This is a genomic window from Streptomyces sp. NPDC058001 (assembly GCF_042886315.1).
Taxonomy (GTDB): domain Bacteria; phylum Actinomycetota; class Actinomycetes; order Streptomycetales; family Streptomycetaceae; genus Streptomyces.
The window spans coordinates 466,385-484,470 of sequence record NZ_JBHVQT010000003.1 but is presented as its reverse complement, the minus strand read 5'-3'; the positions used below and the strand labels follow the sequence as shown (position 1 = coordinate 484,470).

Annotated in this window: 17 protein-coding genes; 8 read left to right on the top strand and 9 right to left on the bottom strand. The window is 68.2% G+C overall.

Annotation, left to right across the window (positions count from 1 at the left end):
* Window positions 1–20: 20 nt before the first annotated feature.
* Entirely contained in the window at window positions 21–476 is a 456-nt protein-coding gene (locus ACFVT5_RS08860; protein WP_389883081.1) for a nuclear transport factor 2 family protein, read from the bottom strand.
* A 137-nt stretch (window positions 477–613) separates the two neighbouring features.
* Here ACFVT5_RS08860 and ACFVT5_RS08855 point away from each other — a divergent pair, with 137 nt between their 5' ends.
* Window positions 614–907, top strand: a complete 294-nt coding sequence (locus ACFVT5_RS08855; RefSeq protein WP_389883079.1) for a DUF1330 domain-containing protein — start codon at window positions 614–616, stop codon at window positions 905–907.
* Between the two features lie 21 nt (window positions 908–928).
* Here ACFVT5_RS08855 and ACFVT5_RS08850 read toward each other — a convergent pair whose 3' ends face one another.
* The 4 genes from ACFVT5_RS08850 to ACFVT5_RS08835 form a co-directional block, all read right to left on the bottom strand.
* Window positions 929–1,495, bottom strand: a complete 567-nt coding sequence (locus tag ACFVT5_RS08850) for a YcxB family protein (RefSeq protein WP_389883076.1) — start codon at window positions 1,493–1,495, stop codon at window positions 929–931.
* A 128-nt stretch (window positions 1,496–1,623) separates the two neighbouring features.
* Complete coding sequence (locus ACFVT5_RS08845; RefSeq protein WP_389883073.1) at window positions 1,624–2,427, bottom strand: DUF427 domain-containing protein; 804 nt, start codon at window positions 2,425–2,427, stop codon at window positions 1,624–1,626.
* Window positions 2,428–2,501: 74 nt separating this feature from the next.
* A complete protein-coding gene (locus ACFVT5_RS08840; RefSeq protein ID WP_389883071.1) occupies window positions 2,502–3,197 on the bottom strand; it encodes a peptidoglycan-binding protein in 696 nt (231 codons plus the stop codon).
* Window positions 3,198–3,270: 73 nt separating this feature from the next.
* Window positions 3,271–3,831, bottom strand: a complete 561-nt coding sequence (locus ACFVT5_RS08835; protein WP_389883068.1) for a MarR family winged helix-turn-helix transcriptional regulator — start codon at window positions 3,829–3,831, stop codon at window positions 3,271–3,273.
* Here ACFVT5_RS08835 and ACFVT5_RS08830 point away from each other — a divergent pair.
* The gene (locus tag ACFVT5_RS08830; protein WP_389883065.1) at window positions 3,830–4,747 is read left to right on the top strand and encodes an EamA family transporter; all 918 of its coding nucleotides are present in this window, start codon (window positions 3,830–3,832) and stop codon (window positions 4,745–4,747) included. The genes ACFVT5_RS08835 and ACFVT5_RS08830 overlap by 2 nt on opposite strands.
* Window positions 4,748–4,775: 28 nt before the next feature.
* Here ACFVT5_RS08830 and ACFVT5_RS08825 read toward each other — a convergent pair whose 3' ends face one another.
* Window positions 4,776–5,645, bottom strand: a complete 870-nt coding sequence (locus tag ACFVT5_RS08825; protein WP_389883062.1) for a helix-turn-helix transcriptional regulator — start codon at window positions 5,643–5,645, stop codon at window positions 4,776–4,778.
* A 200-nt stretch (window positions 5,646–5,845) separates the two neighbouring features.
* On the opposite strand from ACFVT5_RS08825, the gene ACFVT5_RS08820 reads away from it, so the two are divergent.
* The 3 genes from ACFVT5_RS08820 (at window position 5,846) to ACFVT5_RS08810 (ending at window position 8,695) form a co-directional block, all read left to right on the top strand.
* Window positions 5,846–6,724, top strand: coding sequence for a helix-turn-helix transcriptional regulator (locus ACFVT5_RS08820; protein ID WP_389883059.1), 879 nt, complete (start codon window positions 5,846–5,848; stop codon window positions 6,722–6,724).
* A 157-nt stretch (window positions 6,725–6,881) separates the two neighbouring features.
* Complete coding sequence (locus ACFVT5_RS08815) at window positions 6,882–7,721, top strand: SDR family NAD(P)-dependent oxidoreductase (RefSeq protein WP_389883056.1); 840 nt, start codon at window positions 6,882–6,884, stop codon at window positions 7,719–7,721.
* Between the two features lie 191 nt (window positions 7,722–7,912).
* A complete protein-coding gene (locus ACFVT5_RS08810) occupies window positions 7,913–8,695 on the top strand; it encodes an SDR family oxidoreductase (protein WP_389883053.1) in 783 nt (260 codons plus the stop codon).
* 159 nt (window positions 8,696–8,854) lie between these two features.
* On the opposite strand, the gene ACFVT5_RS08805 is transcribed toward ACFVT5_RS08810, so the two are convergent.
* Window positions 8,855–10,246 (bottom strand): amidohydrolase family protein, encoded by a 1,392-nt coding sequence (locus tag ACFVT5_RS08805; protein WP_389883050.1) that lies wholly within the window; start codon window positions 10,244–10,246, stop codon window positions 8,855–8,857.
* A gap of 58 nt (window positions 10,247–10,304) precedes the next feature.
* Window positions 10,305–10,565: an Atu4866 domain-containing protein gene (locus ACFVT5_RS08800; RefSeq protein WP_389883617.1), complete on the bottom strand. Its 261-nt coding sequence runs from the start codon at window positions 10,563–10,565 to the stop codon at window positions 10,305–10,307.
* Between the two features lie 727 nt (window positions 10,566–11,292).
* On the opposite strand from ACFVT5_RS08800, the gene ACFVT5_RS08795 reads away from it, so the two are divergent.
* Window positions 11,293–11,583: an Atu4866 domain-containing protein gene (locus ACFVT5_RS08795; protein ID WP_389883047.1), complete on the top strand. Its 291-nt coding sequence runs from the start codon at window positions 11,293–11,295 to the stop codon at window positions 11,581–11,583.
* A gap of 147 nt (window positions 11,584–11,730) precedes the next feature.
* On the opposite strand, the gene ACFVT5_RS08790 is transcribed toward ACFVT5_RS08795, so the two are convergent.
* Window positions 11,731–13,455, bottom strand: coding sequence for a carbohydrate-binding module family 20 domain-containing protein (locus ACFVT5_RS08790; protein ID WP_389883044.1), 1,725 nt, complete (start codon window positions 13,453–13,455; stop codon window positions 11,731–11,733).
* Between the two features lie 379 nt (window positions 13,456–13,834).
* Here ACFVT5_RS08790 and ACFVT5_RS08785 point away from each other — a divergent pair, with 379 nt between their 5' ends.
* Window positions 13,835–16,840, top strand: coding sequence for a carbohydrate binding domain-containing protein (locus ACFVT5_RS08785; RefSeq protein ID WP_389883041.1), 3,006 nt, complete (start codon window positions 13,835–13,837; stop codon window positions 16,838–16,840).
* Window positions 16,841–17,016: 176 nt separating this feature from the next.
* Window positions 17,017–18,081, top strand: coding sequence for an iron-siderophore ABC transporter substrate-binding protein (locus ACFVT5_RS08780; protein WP_389883039.1), 1,065 nt, complete (start codon window positions 17,017–17,019; stop codon window positions 18,079–18,081).
* Window positions 18,082–18,086 lie beyond the last annotated feature (5 nt).

The following is an 18,086-nucleotide window of genomic DNA, read 5'->3' as shown; positions in this document are numbered from 1 at the left end:
GCGGCGGTGCCGTCGAACCACTACTGGTGGACGGCCCGTATCTCGTCCTCGGCAGCGGTGGCGGGCGTGGCCTGTGGCTCGTTCGTGTACGGGAACGAGTGATGCTCGTGGGCCACGGTCCAGCGGCCGTCCTCCTTGCGCAGACCGAGCGTGAGCCGCAGTCGCTCCGCAGGGCGTTCGGCGAACTCCTTCTCCGTTCCGCAACGCAGCAGGGCGTAGGCGAAGGCCACGTCGCCGCCGGCGGTGATGTCCAGGGACTCGATCTCGAACGTGGCGCCCTGGGCCTGCCATTCGAAGAACGGCGGCCAAGTCGCGCGATAGGCGTCGATACCGCGGACGCCTTCGTAGGGCGGCGGAACGTCGAACATCACGATGTCGTCCGAGTGATCCGCCAGGACACCGTCGATGTCCCCCTGGTGCACCGCGCCGGTCCACCGCTCGATCAGCGTACGGATCCGTTCTTCGTCACTCGCCACGGCCTGGCTCCCTTCAGCGAACTCGCCTGCGCTTCATAGGACTCACCTGTGCCTCGGAACTCATCGGCGCCCGGGAACACCGAGTGGGTCGCGGAGGTTCACCGGGGCGGACGGCGTCGGAGAAGTGGGAGCGGAACATGGCCAAGGCGTACTGGATCAACACGTTCACAGCGGTGCACGACCGGGCGAAGCTGGATGCCTATATCGCGCTTGCCGGGCCCGCGATGCGGTCGGCGGGCGGGAGATTCCTCGCGCGCGGGAATCCGGCCCACGCCTTCGAGTCCGGGACCACCGAGCGCACGACGCTGATCGAGTACGACAGTGTCGAGGCCGCGGTCGCCGCGTACCACAGCCCCGACTATCAGGCGGCACTCGCCGTGCTCGGGGACGGCGCCGAGCGGGAGATCCGCATCATCGAGGCGGTCGACTGACAGGGCGCGACACCGCTCCCGTCACACGCGAGTGGCGTGCTGGTCCAGGATCGTCCGGAGCCGGTCGAGCGCGGCGGCATCCCGCACGCATCGCTTCGGCAGGACATCGAGGAACATGATGCCGGGGTCACGGCTGAGCAGGACGAAGTGACCCGCCGTCTCGCGGTAGCCCTGGAAGAAGGACCACTTCTGGACCAGCGTGCTGTGGTCGTTGCGGCAGGTGATACCGGCCGGGGACACCGTGGCGCGGTACTCGCCCTGCCATCCGACCATCCGCCGCACATGGGCGGTCTGTATCCGCGGATACCCCCACACCAGCAGGACGACGAACAGGAACACCACGGTCGAGACCACGTCGATCCTGCCGCGGCCCACGGAGGACAGCAGCCACAGTGCTCCCCACAGTGCGACGAACACACCCCGCAGCAGGAGCCCGGTCCACTTGATCCGGTCGCGGACCCGCAGACCGACGAGTATGTCGGCGGACTCGGGCAGGTACACCAACTGGACCGCACCCTGCTCGTCCAGGACGTCGTCAGCGGTTTCCGCGCTGATGCCGGTGCCCTCGACGCCACTGCTCTCGGCCATGATCCCTCTCCCCCGTGATGAAGCCTGTGGATCCTACCGAACCTCAGTGCCGGGCCGTACCAGTTGGTCCTTACCGTCGGCTCAAGCTAGAGGGCAGCGCGAAGGCATGGCCGACCGCGTGGGTGACCTCACCGTCCGAGTTGCTGGGTGAAGACCGTCGTCGGGCGGTCCAGGCGTTCGCCGTCCACGACGATGTCGACGGCTTCGTTGTAGAAGGCGATGAGACCCTGGACCGCCGCGACGGCGGGCAGCGGCGCCAGGTAGCTCCAGACGACGTTGGGCGGTACGTCGCCCTCGCCGGACCAGGACCAGTAGGTGGCCGTGCCCTTGTACGGGCAGCCGCTGGTGTGCTCCGTGGGGGTGAAGAGGTCGAGGCGGACGTCCTCGCGCGGGATGTAGTAGCGGACGGGGAGCCCCGTTTCGAAGAGCAGCACCGGTCGGTCCGTGTCCGCGACGACGGTGCCGTCGATCTCGACGCTGACGTGTCGGCTGCTCGGCAGTGCGTCGACGCGTTTGTGCGGGTCCCGGGGGTGGATGAAGATCTCTTCCTCCTCCTCGTACCAGTGGTCGAGGACCGTCCCTCCGTGCCGGAACCACGCGAAGGCGATGTGGTCGGCCAGATCGTCGGCGGGGAAGACCCACGCGGCGTTCTCCACGATCTCGCCGCCCACCTCCAGGTCGTAGAAGATCTGCGAGCCGGTGTGTTTGCCGAGCGTTGGGTTCTTGGCGGGACGCAGCAGATCCTCGCGGACCTCGGCGCGCGGGAAGGCGTACAGCGGTACGGGCCGGTCGGGTTCCCAGACGAGGACCGGATGCCTGCTGTCGACGACGGTGACATCCGCCTTGCGCCCCCGCACCCACCGCGCGCCGGGCTCCCAGCTGATGCCTTCGGGGGTGGTCGTGATGTCACGGGCGGTGGCGAGTGGACTCATGGTGACTTCTCCTGACCGAGTCCTCACCGGGTCCTGACCGGGGGCCGGGTGGTGAGGAAACACCACGCTTCACGCTACTCCGGGCCGCCGCCGGTGCGGGATTCCAGGGCGAGCCGTGTGTCGTCGCCGTAGACCCCGGTCTCGTCGCCCCGGATTCCGTACCAGACCTGGAAGCGGGCCACCGCCTCGGTGAGGGTGGCGTCGTAGCGACCGGTGACCGCGGTACCCGGGTCGTAGACGTCGGGGATCCGCCGGAGGCGTTCCTGGAGGTCGGTCACGGCCGGTCCCGTGTTCCCTTCGCGGAGTGTGCCGGGGCCGTCGGAGTCGGCGGTGGGTTCCCGCACGGCCGACGGTGTCGCGCGGGTGGCCGGATCGCCGGTGCCGTCGCCGTCGAGGGTCAGCAGCAGCGCGATGCCCAGGGCGACGAGTGCCGGGACGGCGACGGCCACCACGATGACGACGCGTCGGGGCCGCACCGGGTACGCCGGAGTCGGCGGGGCGGTCGCTGCCGGGCCTGGCGACGGCGCACCGGAACCACGACTGCCCCCGACGCCATCTCCGGAGCGACCGTGCGGCGCCGCCACGGCCTCGTACTCCTGGTCCGGCTCGTCGTTCGGGTCCACTCCCATGTCGCCGCCTGCCCGCTCCCCGTAGAACATCTCCGCCAGTGTCCGGGGGCGCCGTCGCCGCAGGACGCGGGTGGGTTCCAGGGCCTCGGCCCGTGTCGGGCCGGTCGGGTCGACCGGGGTGTCCGGATCGCTCGTCGGCATGCTGCCCCTTCCGTCGCGGGGATGCCCGGCATGGCTGTCGAGTCATACGGGGGTGGCGGCCGGGGCGTTCAGGTCAGCGCCGATCCTGTTCGAGTGGGGCCTCCACGCGTGACAGCCAGGCCGTCAGGAGCTGTTCCAGGTGCGCGGCCTCGTCCGGCGACAGGTCGCCGAGCAGGCGGCGCTCATTGCGCATGTGCTCCGTGAACGCCTGGTCGATCAACTCCCTCCCGGCGGGCGTGAGGGCGACCACCCGGCCTCGTCCGTCGGCGGCGGAGCGGCGCCGGGTGACCAGGCCGCTCCGTTCGAGCCGGTCGATCCGCTTGGTCATGGCGCCGGTGGTGACCATGGTGAACGCGGCGAGTTCCCCGGGCGCGCGCTCGAACGGATCCCCGGCCCTGCGGAGCGCGGCCAGCACGTCGAACTCGCCCTCACTGAGGCCGTAGCGCTCGTAGACGACGCAGAGCTGTCCGGTGAGCAGCCCGGCCAGGCGGTGCAGCCGCCCGATCACACCCTGCGGGCGGACGTCGACATCGGGGCGTTCGCGGGCCCACTCCGCCTGGATACGGGCCACATGGTCGCGTGGCGCGTCCGAGGGTCGCGCGATACCTTCCACGGAAGGTACATTGTCTTCCATGGAAGGTATTCTACGCTGGTCGCTCATCACGGCGATCGCACCCGTGGCCTGGGGAACGACCTATTTCGTCACGCACGAGTACCTGCCGGCCGACCGGCCGCTGTACGGGGCGGCGATCAGGGCCCTGCCCGCGGGACTGCTGTTGCTGGCCGTGTGCCGACGGCGCCCGCACGGCGCGTGGTGGTGGAAGTCCCTTGTTCTCGGCACCTTGAACATGGGCGCGTTCTTCGCCCTGGTCTATCTCTCGGCGCAACTGCTGCCCACGAGCATCGCGTCGGCCGTCATGGCCACTTCGCCGGTGGCGCTGATGCTCCTGGCGTGGGCGCTGGTGGCGGAACGCCCGCGTGCCCTGCCGCTGGCCGGGGCCGTCATCGGGATCGCCGGGGTGAGCCTGATGCTGCTCACCGGTGTGGCCGCCGTGGACGGGCTGGGCGTCCTTGCCTCGGTGGCCGCGATGCTGATGTCGTCGCTCGGCTATGTCCTCGCCAAGCGCTGGAGCGACGAGGTGGATGTCCTCGCGTCGACGTCCTGGCAACTCGTCGCCGGCGGCATGCTGCTGCTTCCGGCGGCCGTCGCGGTGGAGGGCGCGCCACCCTCGCTCGACACGGGCGCGGTTCTCGCCTTCCTGTACGTCACCGTCGTGGCGACCGCACTCGCCTTCGCCGCGTGGTTCGCCGGCCTACGACATCTGCCCGCGGCGACAGTCGGCCTCATCGGCCTGCTCAACCCCGTGACCGGTGTACTGCTGGGCGTGGCGGTCGCAGGCGAAACCCTGACCGGTCGGCAAATAGCGGGCCTGGCCATGGTCCTCATGGGCATCCTCATCGGCCAACCTCTTTTCGCACGGGCCCAGTTCGCCGTACGGGACCGACTTCACGTACGGGTACGTCCGGGGCTGAGGTCCGGGCCTGACTGACCGCGTCACTTCCCGTTCAGACGCGCCGCTACTGATCCCCTGCGAGGTCGGCCACGGGCACAGCCGCCTGGGCCTGCTTCGGCTGGGTCGCCATGGCCCTCAGCGTCTCGAAGGTGGCTGCCGTCGGACTGGCCGGTTCAGCCTGATAGACCACCAGTTGCTGATGCGGGGCCCCATTGACCGTGAAAGCCGCGAACTTGATGTGCAGGTCTCCTACCTGCGGGTGCTTGAGATGCTTCCCTTCCTGGGACTTGCTCTTCACCTCGTGCATCCGCCACATGCCGGCGAACTCCTCGCTCTGGGAGGACAGTTCCGCCACGATGTCGGCGATGCGGGCCGATTCGGGATCGTGACCGTACGCGGCCCTGATCTCGGCGACACACGAGTGCGCGGCTCGCTCCCATTCCTGGTAGAACTCGCGCCCCGCCGGGTCGACGAACACCATGCGGGCGAGGTTGTCGAACTGGTCGAACCCGCTGTGGAGGGCCGTGGCAAGGGAGTTGCCCGCCATGATGTCGAGGGCCGGGCCGACGACGAAGGCCGGCGTGTGCTCCCATCCGTCCATCAGCTGCACCAACTGTTGGCTGACGTCCGCGTCGCCCCAGTCGCGCGGGCGCTGCGAGGCGGTGAGGCAGAGGCGGTTGAGATGGCCGGCGGCCTCCGCATCCAGCTTCAGCGCTTGCGCCACGGCCTCCAGCACCTGCGGGGACGGACTGCTTTCGCGCCCCTGTTCCAATCGGATGTAGTAGTCCGAGCTGACTCCGGCGAGCAGCGCGACTTCCTCTCTGCGCAGTCCCGGCACCCGCCGTCGCCCGTATTCGGGGAGACCGACATCGTGAGGCTTGAGGGTCTCTCGTCGGGCTCTCAGAAAATCACCCAAAGGTGTCCCATTGCTCATGCGGCAAGACTAGATGGTTTCCCGCCGACGAGAAGTGGGAGGCGAGAATTACCGGTCGCGCTATGTGACACCAAGCCGCACAGTCCGTACACGGGATGGCCTCATGCCAGGTCCCTGCGCGCGTGGTCCGGCAATCCTGGGTGTAGTACACCCACCGTAGGCTGACCATTTCCGGGCATTTTCCGCCTAGCCTCGACAGCATGTACAACGACACGCGCCCTGACCCGGTCGAAGGGCTGGCTCAGTTCCTTCGCTCCCACAGGGAACGCGTCAGCCCCGCGGACGCGGGACTGCCCAGCGTCGGCCGCCGAAGGGTGCCGGGCTTGCGGCGCGACGAGGTCGCGGCGCTCGCGGGTATCAGCCTGAGCTACTACAGCCGACTTGAGCAGGGCCGTGAAGTCAGCCCCTCACTCCGGGTGCTGGAGGCGATGGCCCGTGTGCTGCGACTCGGGGAAGTGGACAAGCGGGAACTCTTCCGGCTGGCCCGGCCGGCAGCTCGCCGCCGCACGACGTCCCCCTCACGGGTCGAGCGTGTCCGCCCGCACCTGCGGCAGCTGATCGAAAGCTGGACCAGGACGCCGGCCTTCATCATCGGCCACGCCCAGGACCTGCTGGCGACCAACGCGTTGGCGGACGCCCTCTACCGTGACTTCGCACAGCACGACAACGTACTGCGCATGCTGTTCCTGGACCCCGCCGCGAAGACGTTCTACAGAAACGCGGAGCGGGCCAAGCACCGTGCGGTCGCCGACCTTCAGCAGACCGCCGCTGACACCCCCGAGGATCCCCGCGTCCTTCAGCTCGTCGGTGAACTGTCGGTGCACAGCGGTGAGTTCCGCTCTCTGTGGGCACGCGAGTACAGCAGGCTCCCGCCCTACGACATCAAGCAGATGTACCACTCCGGCGTGGGAGAGCTGGAGTTGCGGCATGAGGCCCTCAGCATCCGCAGCGCTCCGGGACAGCAGCTCATCATTCTGCAGGCCGAGCCGAGCTCCGCCTCCGCGGATTGCCTGGCCCTGCTGAGCGCCATCAGCGCACCTGACGTACCCCGTCAACAGAATCCCACCCAGGGCGCCTGAGCCAGGAGACAGGGCCTGGAGGAGACATCCGCTTCCTCTTCCTGGGTGCGGGACTCCCAGGAAAAGCGCAGCCTTCATAGCACCGTGGCCGACGGGCAAACTCGAATAGGTCAACAGGAAATCCCCGAAAGGGGAAGTGACGAAAGAGGTTATTCCCATGGCTACATGGTTTGTCACCGGCGCCTCCCGTGGAATCGGTGCGGAAATCGCCCGCGCCGCCCTGGCAGGGGGTAACAATGTCGTGGTCGCCGTACGGAATCCGGAGCGTGTGCCGGATGATCTGAAGAACTCGGACCGGGTCTTCGCGGTCGCCCTGGACGTCACGGACAACGACAGCATCCCGCAGGCGGTCGAGGCCGCTGTGGACCGGTTCGGCGGCATCGACGTCCTGGTGAACAACGCGGGCCGTGGCCTGCTCGGCGCGTTGGAGGAGATCACCGACGCGGAGGCCAGGTCGCTCTTCGACCTCAACGTGTTCGGCCTGATCAACGTCACCCGTGCCGTGCTGCCCGTCATGCGCAAGCAGGGCTCGGGCAGGCTGGTGCACATCGGTTCCCGCTCGGGCTTCGAGGGCGAGCCCGGTGTCAGCCTGTACTGCGCGTCGAAGTTCGCGGTCGCCGGCATTAGCGAAGCGCTCTCCGTCGAGATGGCGCCGTTCGGGATCCAGTCGACGGTCGTCGAGCCGGGCGTCTTCCGCACCGACTTCCTCGACTCCAGCTCCCTGTCGGTCGCCGCGCACCGCATCGCCGACTACGACGACACCCCGGCGCACGTGACGCTGGACTGGATCGACCGGGCCAACCACGCCCAGCTCGGCGACCCCGTCAAGGGCGCCGCCCTCATCGTCGAGGTCGCTTCCTGCGCGAAGCCGCCCACGCACCTCTACCTCGGGCGCGACACGCTTGAGCGGCTTGAGGTCAAGTACCAGCAGGTGCAGGACGACCTCGCCCCGTGGCGCGAGAAGTCCGCCGCCACCGGCCACGACGACGCCGCCTGACACACCGGCCGGCACACCGCCGGGCGCCATCGTCTTCGGTGCCCGCGGCCCTCTCCAGCAGCCCGGCCGGGCGGGAAGACACGGCCCGGCCGGGCACCGCACCACCGATCCGACCCTCCCCACCGCTCCCGGCTTTCCGCCTTTCCGTCAACGGCTCTCCCCACCATCCGCGAAAAAGAGATTGAGGTTCCGTGATGTCCGCTGCTCTGCTCACCGGCACTCCCCTGACCGGTCGTGTCGCCGTCGTTTCCGGCGCCTCCAGCGGCATGGGCGCCGTCACCGCCCAACGCCTCGCCGAACTCGGCGCCACCGTGGTCGTGCTGGCCCGGCGCAAGGAGCGCCTCGACAGCCTGGTCAAGAGCATCGAGGCCGCCGACGGCACGGCGCTCGCCCTGGCCGTCGACGTGACCGACCGCGCCGCCGTCCAGAACGCCGCCGACCAGGTCGCCGCGCGCTTCGGCAAGGCCGACCTCGTGTTCAACAACGCCGGCGTCCAGCTCATCTCCGGCATCGAGGAACTCAAGGTCGACGACTGGCAGCGCCAGATCGACCTCAACATCAGCGGCCTGATGAACGTCATCGCCGCGTTCCTCCCCCACCTGACGGACTCCGCCGCCCGAGGCGGGCCCGCCGACCTGATCAACACCTCGTCCATCGCGGCCACCCGCATACTGGAGAAGTTCTCCGTCTACTCCGGCACCAAGGCGTACATCAGCCACCTCACCCGGCTGCTCCGCGTGGAACTCGGCCCCAAGATGGTCCGCGTGGCCACCATCGAACCCGGCATGGTCGACACCGAACTCCCCGACCACGTCACCGACCCCGACGCCTCCAAGCTGATGGCCGACCTCATCCACGACATCGACGTGCTCCAGAGCGCCGACATCGCCGAAACCGTCGCCTTCATGGCCGCCGTCCCACGCCACGTCAACCTGACCGAGATCACCATCATGCCCACCGCCCAGGCCATCTGAAGTCCGTCCCGTCATGGCGGGGGAGGAACAGCCGACGCTGTTCCTCCCCCGCCATGACGCGCTGGCGGCGGCGCGCGGTGCCGACCCACGGGGATGCCCCCGGCCGCAAGAGGAACGGCCGGGGGACGGTGGAAGGGAATGCCCCAGCAGTGGGGACGATCAGGCGGCCGGGGTGTTCAGCACGTACTCGCGTGAGGCGTGCACCTCGCGGCGCAGGGCGGCCAGGTCGACGTCGAGGACCTGACGGTCCCACTTGCGGGGCTCGCCGTTGATGAGGACGGCGCTGATGTTGCGCGCGTCGGAGCCCAGCACGATCGTGCCGATCGGGTCGTTCAGCGGCATGTTGTTGAGGTCCTCGGCCTGGATGACCAGCAGGTCGGCCTTCTTGCCCACGGTGAGTGAACCGCTGACGCCGGCCAGACCGTTGGTGCGGGCGCCCTGGAGCGTGGCGAAGTCGAGGACGTCATGGGTGGTGATACGGGAGGGCTGCCGGTCGGTGCCGTAGGCGGCGTTGACCGCACGCATCCGCTGGAGGGCGTGCAGGGCCCGCATCTGGGTGAACATGTCGCTGGCCAGGGCGACTTCGACGTCGATGCTCAGTCCGGGGCGGATGCCGACGGACAGGGCCTCGTCGACTGCCGGGATCGCGGTCTCCAGGCCGATCTGCGCGTCGGAGGTGGGGGCGAGCGCCACGGTGGTGCCGGTCTCCCCCATCGCCCGCCATGCCTCGGGGGTCAGGCCGGTGGAGTGGATGAGGGTGACGTCGGGGCTGAGAATGCTGTCCTTGGCCCACCGTAGGACCGCCTCCGACGAGGACGTACCGAAGACGGCGTCCACGCTCACTCCGATACTCAACTCCCTTGCCATCCGGGCGAGTTCAGGACCGTAGGCGAGCGCCGGTCCGGCGATCTCGTCGGTGGCCAGGGTCGCCAGGCGCAGCGTGAGCAACTGGTCGTCGCTGCTGAAGTACCGGTCCTTGATCCGGGCCAGGTCGCCGGGCCACTGCCGGTCCCACTCGCCGAAGTGCGGGCCCATGGAGGCGTGCACGCCGCGGATGCCGGTGTCGACAAGGGCCTCGATCGCGGCGTCGGAGTGCTCGCGGGTACGGGAGTTGTGGGAGAAGTCGAGCATGGTCGTGATACCGCTGTCGATCGCGGTCAGGGCGGCGAGTCTGGTGCCGATGTACATGTCCTCGGGTCGGTAGACCGTGGCGTAGTCGGCCAGGGTGGTCATGACGTAGCCGCCGAGGTCGTCGACGTCCGGCATGATCCGGCGCAACTGGGCCTCCCAGGCGTGCCGGTGGGTGTCCACGAAGCCGGGGGTGAGGATCGCGCCGGTGACATCGACGACCACGGCATCGCCCGCGACGAGGTCGCGGCCGACGGCGGTGATCGTGTCGCCCTCGACAAGGAGGTCGCCGCCGTCGATGACGCCGAGGCCGGGGTCCATGGTGACGATGGTCGCGCCGGTGAACAGGATGCGCCGCCGGTCGGCGGGCCGGCGCCGCAGCTCTTCGAGCACGGCGGCGCTGGTGGTGTCGTTGACGTTCATGAGAGGTCTTCTTTCCGTACGGAGAAGAGGGTGGGAGGACGGTCCGGCCGAGGGAAGGTCAGCCCAGCTTCATGACGTAGCCCGCGTGGTGGAGTTCGGCGCCCTGGAACTCTCCGTAGGCCCAGAAGCCGAGGTCGTCCAAGTAGTCGATGCGTTCGCCGTCGATCCAGTACCGGCCCTGGTAGGCATGCGGGCGGCCACCGCGCGTTTCGTCGTAACGACCGTCGGCGGTCAGCTCCTGGTGCAGGAAGTCGTTCTTGTCGATCCAGATGCCGACGCGCGGGCTGCCGGTCAGGTCCGGGGAGGCCGGGATGCTCACCTCTGGCGCGGTGGACCGGCCGGGGACGTCGGTGCCGGCCCACAGGACGGGCCGGCCGGCCGCGACGAGTGCGCGGACCTGCTCCGGCACGGTCAGGAGTGCGGCCACCGCGCCCGGCGCGTCGGCGGCGATTTCGTCGGGCACCACCAGGAAGTCGGCGGTGTTGCCCGGGGTCAGCGTCGCGACGTACTCCGAGCGGTGGCCGCGGCCACCGGCCAGCGCGACGGTGTCCACGACGGCGGGGGTGATGGTCATGCCGGTGCAGTCGACGACGATGGCGTTGTCGTCTGCCGCCGCGGTGACGATGGCGGGGCCGACCCCCACGACCCGGGAGCCGACGAACAGGAGGTCGGCGCCGGCCATGGTCCCGATCAGCGGGTCCATCGTCAGGATGCGAGCGTTGGTGAACAGGACGGGGCGCCCCGCGCCGTTCGAGAGGATCTCGTCCAGGCCCTCGGGGTTCCAGCTCACGGTGTCGGTGTGGGTGATGTCCATTGCGTGCTCCTCAGTGGAGTCGCCTCATCGGTGTCCCCGCTGCGCCCAATGAACGCCGGTGCGGGCCCGAGGCGGATGTACGGCAGCTACTGCGGCTGCCCGACCGTCAGGTTCGTCGCCCGGTGGAATCGGAACCAGGCAGCGGTGTTCCCGGGTGTCCGGCACCCAGGAAGCGTTCACCTGGGGAGACGGCGGCCTGGTTGTCACCGGCCGCCGCGGCGATCGTAGGGCCATGACCAGCAACGACACACCCCGCGCCGCACACCCGTACGTCGGGATGTGGGTGACCGCGGACGGCTTCATCCGTCAGGAACTCTTGCCGAACCGCCGCTACGACGAAGCCCGCGGCAACCGCCCGAGCGCCTACACCGGCAGCTACACCGTCACCGGCAACCACCTCGACTACATCGACGACACCGGCTTCACCGCGACCGGCGACGTACGCGACGGCGTGCTCTTCCACGAGCACCTGGTGCTCTACCGCGAGGGCGCCGAGCACACCCGGCGGGAAAACCGACCTTGACCGGGATCCCGGACGGACAGGGGGGCGTCGCCAGTGCTTCATGGCGATGGTGGGAAGGCCCGGCGAGATGGGTACGGGCGGTGGCCCCAGGTCGCCCAGGGGTCACCGCCCGAAGGTGGCGCGGGAAAGGCGTCAGCCCACCAGGTATCAGCCGCGCCAGGTGTCGTTCACCGTGACCTTTCCACTGCTCGGGACGGTCGCGGACCGGTTGGCGCCGGTCTCCCAAGTGACGTTCCCCGCCGCGTCCTTGCGCAGGTACTTGTACGCGAAGGACGTGCCGGCGGGCAGGCTCACGTCGAGCTTCCAGACGGGGTAGCTCGCGGAGTCGAGCTTGAGCGCGGTGCCGGTGTTCCAGTTGCCGAGTGCGGCCTGGTCGCCGGTGACGTAGATGTTCTCGCCCCATGCCGTGGTGGCGCTGACGCCGAAGGAGGCGCCGCTCGCGGGGGTGCCCGGGTCGGTTCCGCCACCGCTCCCGCCGCATGTGCGGGCGCCGGTGTGCAGGGCCAGCACGGTGTTGGCGCCGAGCGTCGCGGTGAACTGCCCCGAGGAGTTGACGGTGACGCCCTTGCCGCTCTGGACGTCGCAGTAGTCACCGGCCGCGAGTGACGTCTGGTAGGTGCGGGTCAGCGACGAGGTTTCGTGGTTGATGGCGACATACGCGGCGCTGCCCCGGCCGAACGCGATGGCGTTGTTGCCGTTGTCCCACCAGTTGGTGACGGCCTGGCCGCGTGCCGTGTTGCGGAGGGCGACCATGGAGCTGATCTCCCGCCAGGCGTGTTGGCACTTCCAGCCGTTCTGATAACAGGCGTTCACCGCACCGCCATTGGGCGGTCCTGCGTCCTTGTCGGACCACTCGTAACCGGAGTTGATGTCCGGGGATCCGTAGGGCCAGGCGAGCATGAAGACGTTCGCGAGGGTGTAGTTCGCGCCGTCCTTGTAGTTGAGGGTGTCGCCGCCGCGCTCGGTGTCGTGGTTGTCGACGAAGACGGCGGACTTGCCGGAGGACATATAGCCCCAGCCCTCACCGAAGTTGTTCAGGTACGCCAGCTTCTCGCCGGTGAAGACCCGTTTGAGGTCGCGGGCGTAGCGGAACTCCTGGACGTCGCCGGTGCCGAGGTACTCGGTGGGCTGGACGGCCTCGCCCGCGCCGTAGATCGCCTCCTGCTTCCAGTAGGCGTTCGGGTTGGTGAGCCGGGACTTGATGTTGGCGAGGTCGTCGGCGGGCATGTGCTTGGCCGCGTCGATACGGAATCCGTCGACGCCGAGGGACAACAGGTCGTTGAGGTATCCGGCGATGGTCTTGCGGACGTACTCCTCGCCGGTGTCCAGGTCGGCCAGGCCCACCAGCTCGCAGTGCTGGACGTTCCAGCGGTCCTGGTAGTTGCTGATCTGCGCGGTGCAGTCGTCGAAGTCGGGCATCGAGTAGAGGCCCGGATAGTTGTACTTGGTGTACGAGGACCCGCCGGTGCCCACGCCCGACCCGGCGGACATGTGGTTGATGACCGAGTCCGCGACGACCTTGACTCCGGCCGCGTGACAGGTGTCGACCATGTTCTTGAACGCCGTCCGGTCCCCGAGCCGTCCCGCGATCTTGTAGCTCACGGGCTGGTAGGAGGTCCACCACTGCGAGCCCTGGATGTGTTCGGCGGGCGGTGACACCTGGACATAGCCGTATCCGGCCGGGCCCAGGGTGTTCGTGCACTCCCTCGCCACGGAGGCGAAGTTCCATTCGAACAGGACCGCGGTGACGTCCTTCGTGCCGGGGGGTGACGCCTGTGCCGGTGCGGTGCCGACGACGAGGCCGCCGAGGATGCCCGCCGCCGCGAGGGCGGCGGCAACAGGTCTGCGCGCACCGGTGGTTCGGCCGTGCATGGGACCTCCAGAAGGTGGGGCTACGGGTGGCCGTGCGGTTGTCACCGGTCAGCGCGTCTTCAACCCGCCCCGACCGGCGCTCACTTGAAGAGACCTTCGCAAGTTTTCAGCAACTTCTTGCGGTCGGGACCGTAGAACGCATCCCTGTCGGGGTCAACCCTTTGAACACTGAACGAGCGGAATCAAGGTCTCGGACCCACCCGCCCCGCACGCCTCAACCATCAGATGGAAAGCGGCACTTCGCGCGTGCGCGCGACGGCCCAGATCACCCCGGACGCCCGTTCCGCCGGAGCCCTTTACGTCACTGTCATGGACCTGTAGCTTCCTCGCCGCAAGAACTTGCAGGTGCTTTCAGGTTCTCTTTTCTACGGAGACGCCCATGAGACGCACGCCCCTGCACCCCCGGCGACGCCCGTTCATGGCGCTCGTGACGGCCGCCGGACTGCTCGGACTTCTCGGACCGCTCACGGGAGTTCCGGGCACGGCACCCACCTCGCAGACGCCCATAGAGCCGACCGCCGCCCAGGCCGCCACCTCGGCGACGATCTTCTACTACACCAAGACGAAGAACTGGCCGACCACCTATCTGCACTACGCGCCGGACGGCGGCTCCTGGACGACGGTGCCGGGGGTACGGATGGCGGCGGCCTGCACCGACTGGGTGAAGCAGACCGTCGACCTGGGCTCGGCCGCCGGGCTTCAGGCCACCTTCAACAACGGCTCGGGAGTGTGGGACAACAACGGCGGCGCCAACTACGCGCTGGGCACGGGCGCCATCACCGTGAAGGACGGTGTGGTGGCGCACAGCGATCCGTGTGCCGACACGGACCCGGACCCTGATCCGGGCGGCAACGCGGCCACGGTCTACTACTCGACGGCGACCTCGGGCTGGAGCACCGCCAATCTCCACTTCGCGCCCGCCGGAGGCTCCTGGACGCCCGTGCCCGGGGTCGGGATGGAGGCGGCCTGCACCGGCTGGTGGAAACGGACCGTCGACCTGGGCGCGGCGACCTCGATGAAGGCCGCGTTCAACAACGGCAACGGTGTGTGGGACAACAACAACGGCGCCGACTACAGCCTCCCGACCGGTGTCACGACCGTGCGGGACAGGACCGTCACCCGGGACGCCAAGGACCCGTGCGCCGCCGAGGAGCCGGACACCGAACCGCCGAGCGTGCCGGCCAAGGTCACCGCGAGCGCCACATACACCTCGGTCGTGGTGTCCTGGGAACCGTCCACCGACAACCGGGCGGTGACGAAGTATCAGCTCACCCGTACCGGTGGCGGCCAGGGGACGGTCGTGGTCGACGTCGGTTCCACGGTGTACTCGGACACGGGCCTGGAGGAGCGGACCGCGTACACGTATTCGGTGAAGGCCGTGGACGCGGCGGGGAACATCTCGGTGGCCTCAACGGCGGTGAAGGTGACGACCGGCGAGAAGGCGCCCGAACCGGCGTCCGGCACCCCGCTCGGTACCGATCCACGCAAGGACCCCATCTACTTCGTGCTCACCGCCCGTTTCCACGACGGGGACAGCTCCAACAACCGCGGCGGCAACCAGCATGTGAAGTCGGGCAACGCGGCCACCAACGACCCCATGTTCCGGGGCGACTTCAAGGGCCTCGTCGACAAGCTCGACTACGTCAAGGCACTCGGTTTCTCGGCCGTCTGGATCACCCCGGTGGTCCTCAACCGCTCGGACTACGACTACCACGGCTATCACGGCTACGACTTCTACAAGGTGGACCCGCGCCTGGAGTCGGCCGGTGCCTCGTACCAGGATCTGATCAACGCGGCGCATGCCAAGGGCATGAAGATCTACCAGGACGTCGTGTACAACCACAGCTCCCGGTGGGGCGCCAAGGGCCTGTTCACGCCGACGGTGTACGGCGTCCGGGACAGCCAGTGGAGCTGGTACTACGACGAGCCGAGCGCGGGCTTCGAGTACGACGGACTGACCGTCGAACCGAAGTCCGGCAAGGCGTACTACAACGGCGACCTGTGGTCCACGGCGGAACCGTCCGGCAACACCTGTCTGAACTGGGGCAAGCCCACGGGCGGCAAGAGCCCCGAGGGGTACACGCTGTACAACTGCCAGTGGCCCAGCCCCACTTCGGGCATGTTCCCGAAGAAGTACTACCACCAGTGCTGGATCGGCAACTGGGAGGGCGAGGACTCCCGTTCCTGCTGGCTGCACGAGGATCTCGCGGACTTCAACACCGAGTCGGCGCCGGTGCAGAACTATCTGATCGGCGCCTACGACAAGTACATCGACATGGGCGTGGACGGATTCCGCGTCGACACCGCCGTACACATCCCGCGCGTCACCTGGAACCGGCGTTTCCTGCCCGCGATCCAGGACCGTGTCACGCAGAAGTTCGGCGCCGAAGCGGCCCGGAACTTCTTCGTCTTCGGTGAGGTGGCGGCCTTCGTCAACGACAAGTGGAACCGCGGCTCGGTCAACCACTCCGCGCAGTTCTACACCTGGAAGGAGCGCAAGGAGTACAGCGCCGACGACGAGGCGGCGGCCATCGAGCAGTACACCTACGAGCAACAGCTCGGCACCGGACAGCAGCCGACGTCGGCCAACGCCTTCCTGAACGGGAACAGTTACCACACACCGGACCACAGCCGGTTCTCCGGCATGAACATCATCGACATGCGGATGCACATGAACTTCGGTGACGCGCAGAACGCGTACAACAACGGCAAGGACTCGGACGACTCGACGAACGACGCCACGTACAACGTCGTCTATGTCGACAGTCACGACTACGGGCCGAACAAGAGCAGTACGCGCTACAGCGGCGGCACCGACGCATGGGCCGAGAACATGGCGCTGATGTGGACCTTCCGGGGCATCCCCACCCTGTACTACGGCTCGGAGATCGAGTTCCAGAAGGGCAAGCAGATCGACTGCGGCCCGTCATGTCCGCTGGCGAGCACGGGGCGCGCCTACTTCGGCGACCATCTGGCCGGCGAGGTGAAGGCGTCCGGTTTCGGTACGGTCGCCTCCGCGAGCGGTGAGGTCGCGACGACCCTGGACCAGCCCCTGGTCAAGCAGCTCCAGCGGCTCAATCTGATCCGCCGGGCCGTGCCCGCGTTGCAGATGGGGCAGTACTCGACTGAGGGAGTGACGGGTCAGATGGCGTTCAAGCGCCGTTACACCGAAGGGTCGACGGACAGTTTCGCGCTGGTCACCGTCACCGGCGACGCGACCTGGACCGGGATCCCCAACGGCACATACACGGAGGTCGTGACCGGCGAGACGAGGACCGTCGGCAACGGCACCCTGACCGCCGCGGCTCCGGGGAAGGGCAATCTGCGGGTGTACGTACTGAACGGCCCCGGGAAGATCGGGGCCGACGGCCCGTATCTCAAGTAGCGCACCCTGTGGGCGCCGTCACAGCGAGGTCCGGGTCCCGCAACTTGATCGTGAGGGTTACCTAACTTAGGGTCCCCTTACTGGTTGTTCCACGCTGTGGGTGTCCGCGTGACCCCGTGCCTCGTGCGCGGGGTCACGGTGCGGACCAACCGCAGGCAGCTCAAAGGGGATTCCTCATGCCGTTCGTTTCCACCCGCTCCGGCCCGTCCGCCCGGCCGGGCCGCCGGGCCTTCGGCGTCGCCGCGGCTGCTGCCGCACTGACGCTGCTGCTCGGCGCCTGCGGTTCGAGCGAGGACTCCTCCAGCGGTTCGGAGAAGAACACGGCGGGCGGTGCGTTCCCCGTCAGCATCAAGAGCGCGCTGGGCACCGCGGAGATCACCGAGCAGCCGAAGCGGGTCGTCACACTCGGCCAGGGCTCGACCGAGACGGCCATCGCCCTCGGTCACACGCCGGTGGGCATGGAGCGTTACGACTGGGGCAGCGACAAGACCGGCTACATGCCGTGGATCTACGAGGCCGTGAAGAAGAAGGGCGACACACTGCCCAAGCAGTTCACCGGCGGTGAGGAACTCGACATCGAGGCCATCACCGAACTGGAGCCGGACGTGATCCTGGCGCCGTGGTCCGGTCTGACGCAGAAGCAGTACGACATCCTCAAGGACATCGCGCCCACGGTCGCCTACCCCGGCCAGGCGTGGACCACCAAGTGGGACCAGCAGATCGACATCATCGCCAAGGCGCTCGGTCAGGCGACGGACGGCGACAAGCTGACCACGACGATAAAGAAGCAGCTCTCCGACGCCGCCGCGACCCGGCCCGCGTACAAGGACCACACCTTCTCGTACATCTACACGACGGGTCCCGGCACGCTCGGGGTGTTCCGGTCCTCGGAGCAGCGGGTGGAGATGGTGTCCTCGCTCGGTCTGAAGGTGGACCCGGTGGTGGACACGTTCAAGGAGACCGAGGGCACCGACTCCTCCGTCATCGGTCTGGAGAACGGCAACAAGCTCAACAAGAGCGACCTGATCTTCACCTTCTACACCGACGCCAAGACCCGTCAGGAGATCGAGGCGCAGAAGCTGTACAAGGCGATCCCCGCGGTGTCCAAGGGTGCCGTGGTCGCCGGTGACGACAACCCGTTCGTCACCGCCTCCTCGATGATCAACCCGCTGACGGTGCCGTGGAGCATCGAGCGGTATCTGCCGCTGATCGACGAGGCCGTCACCGCGGCCGACAAGTGAGGCGC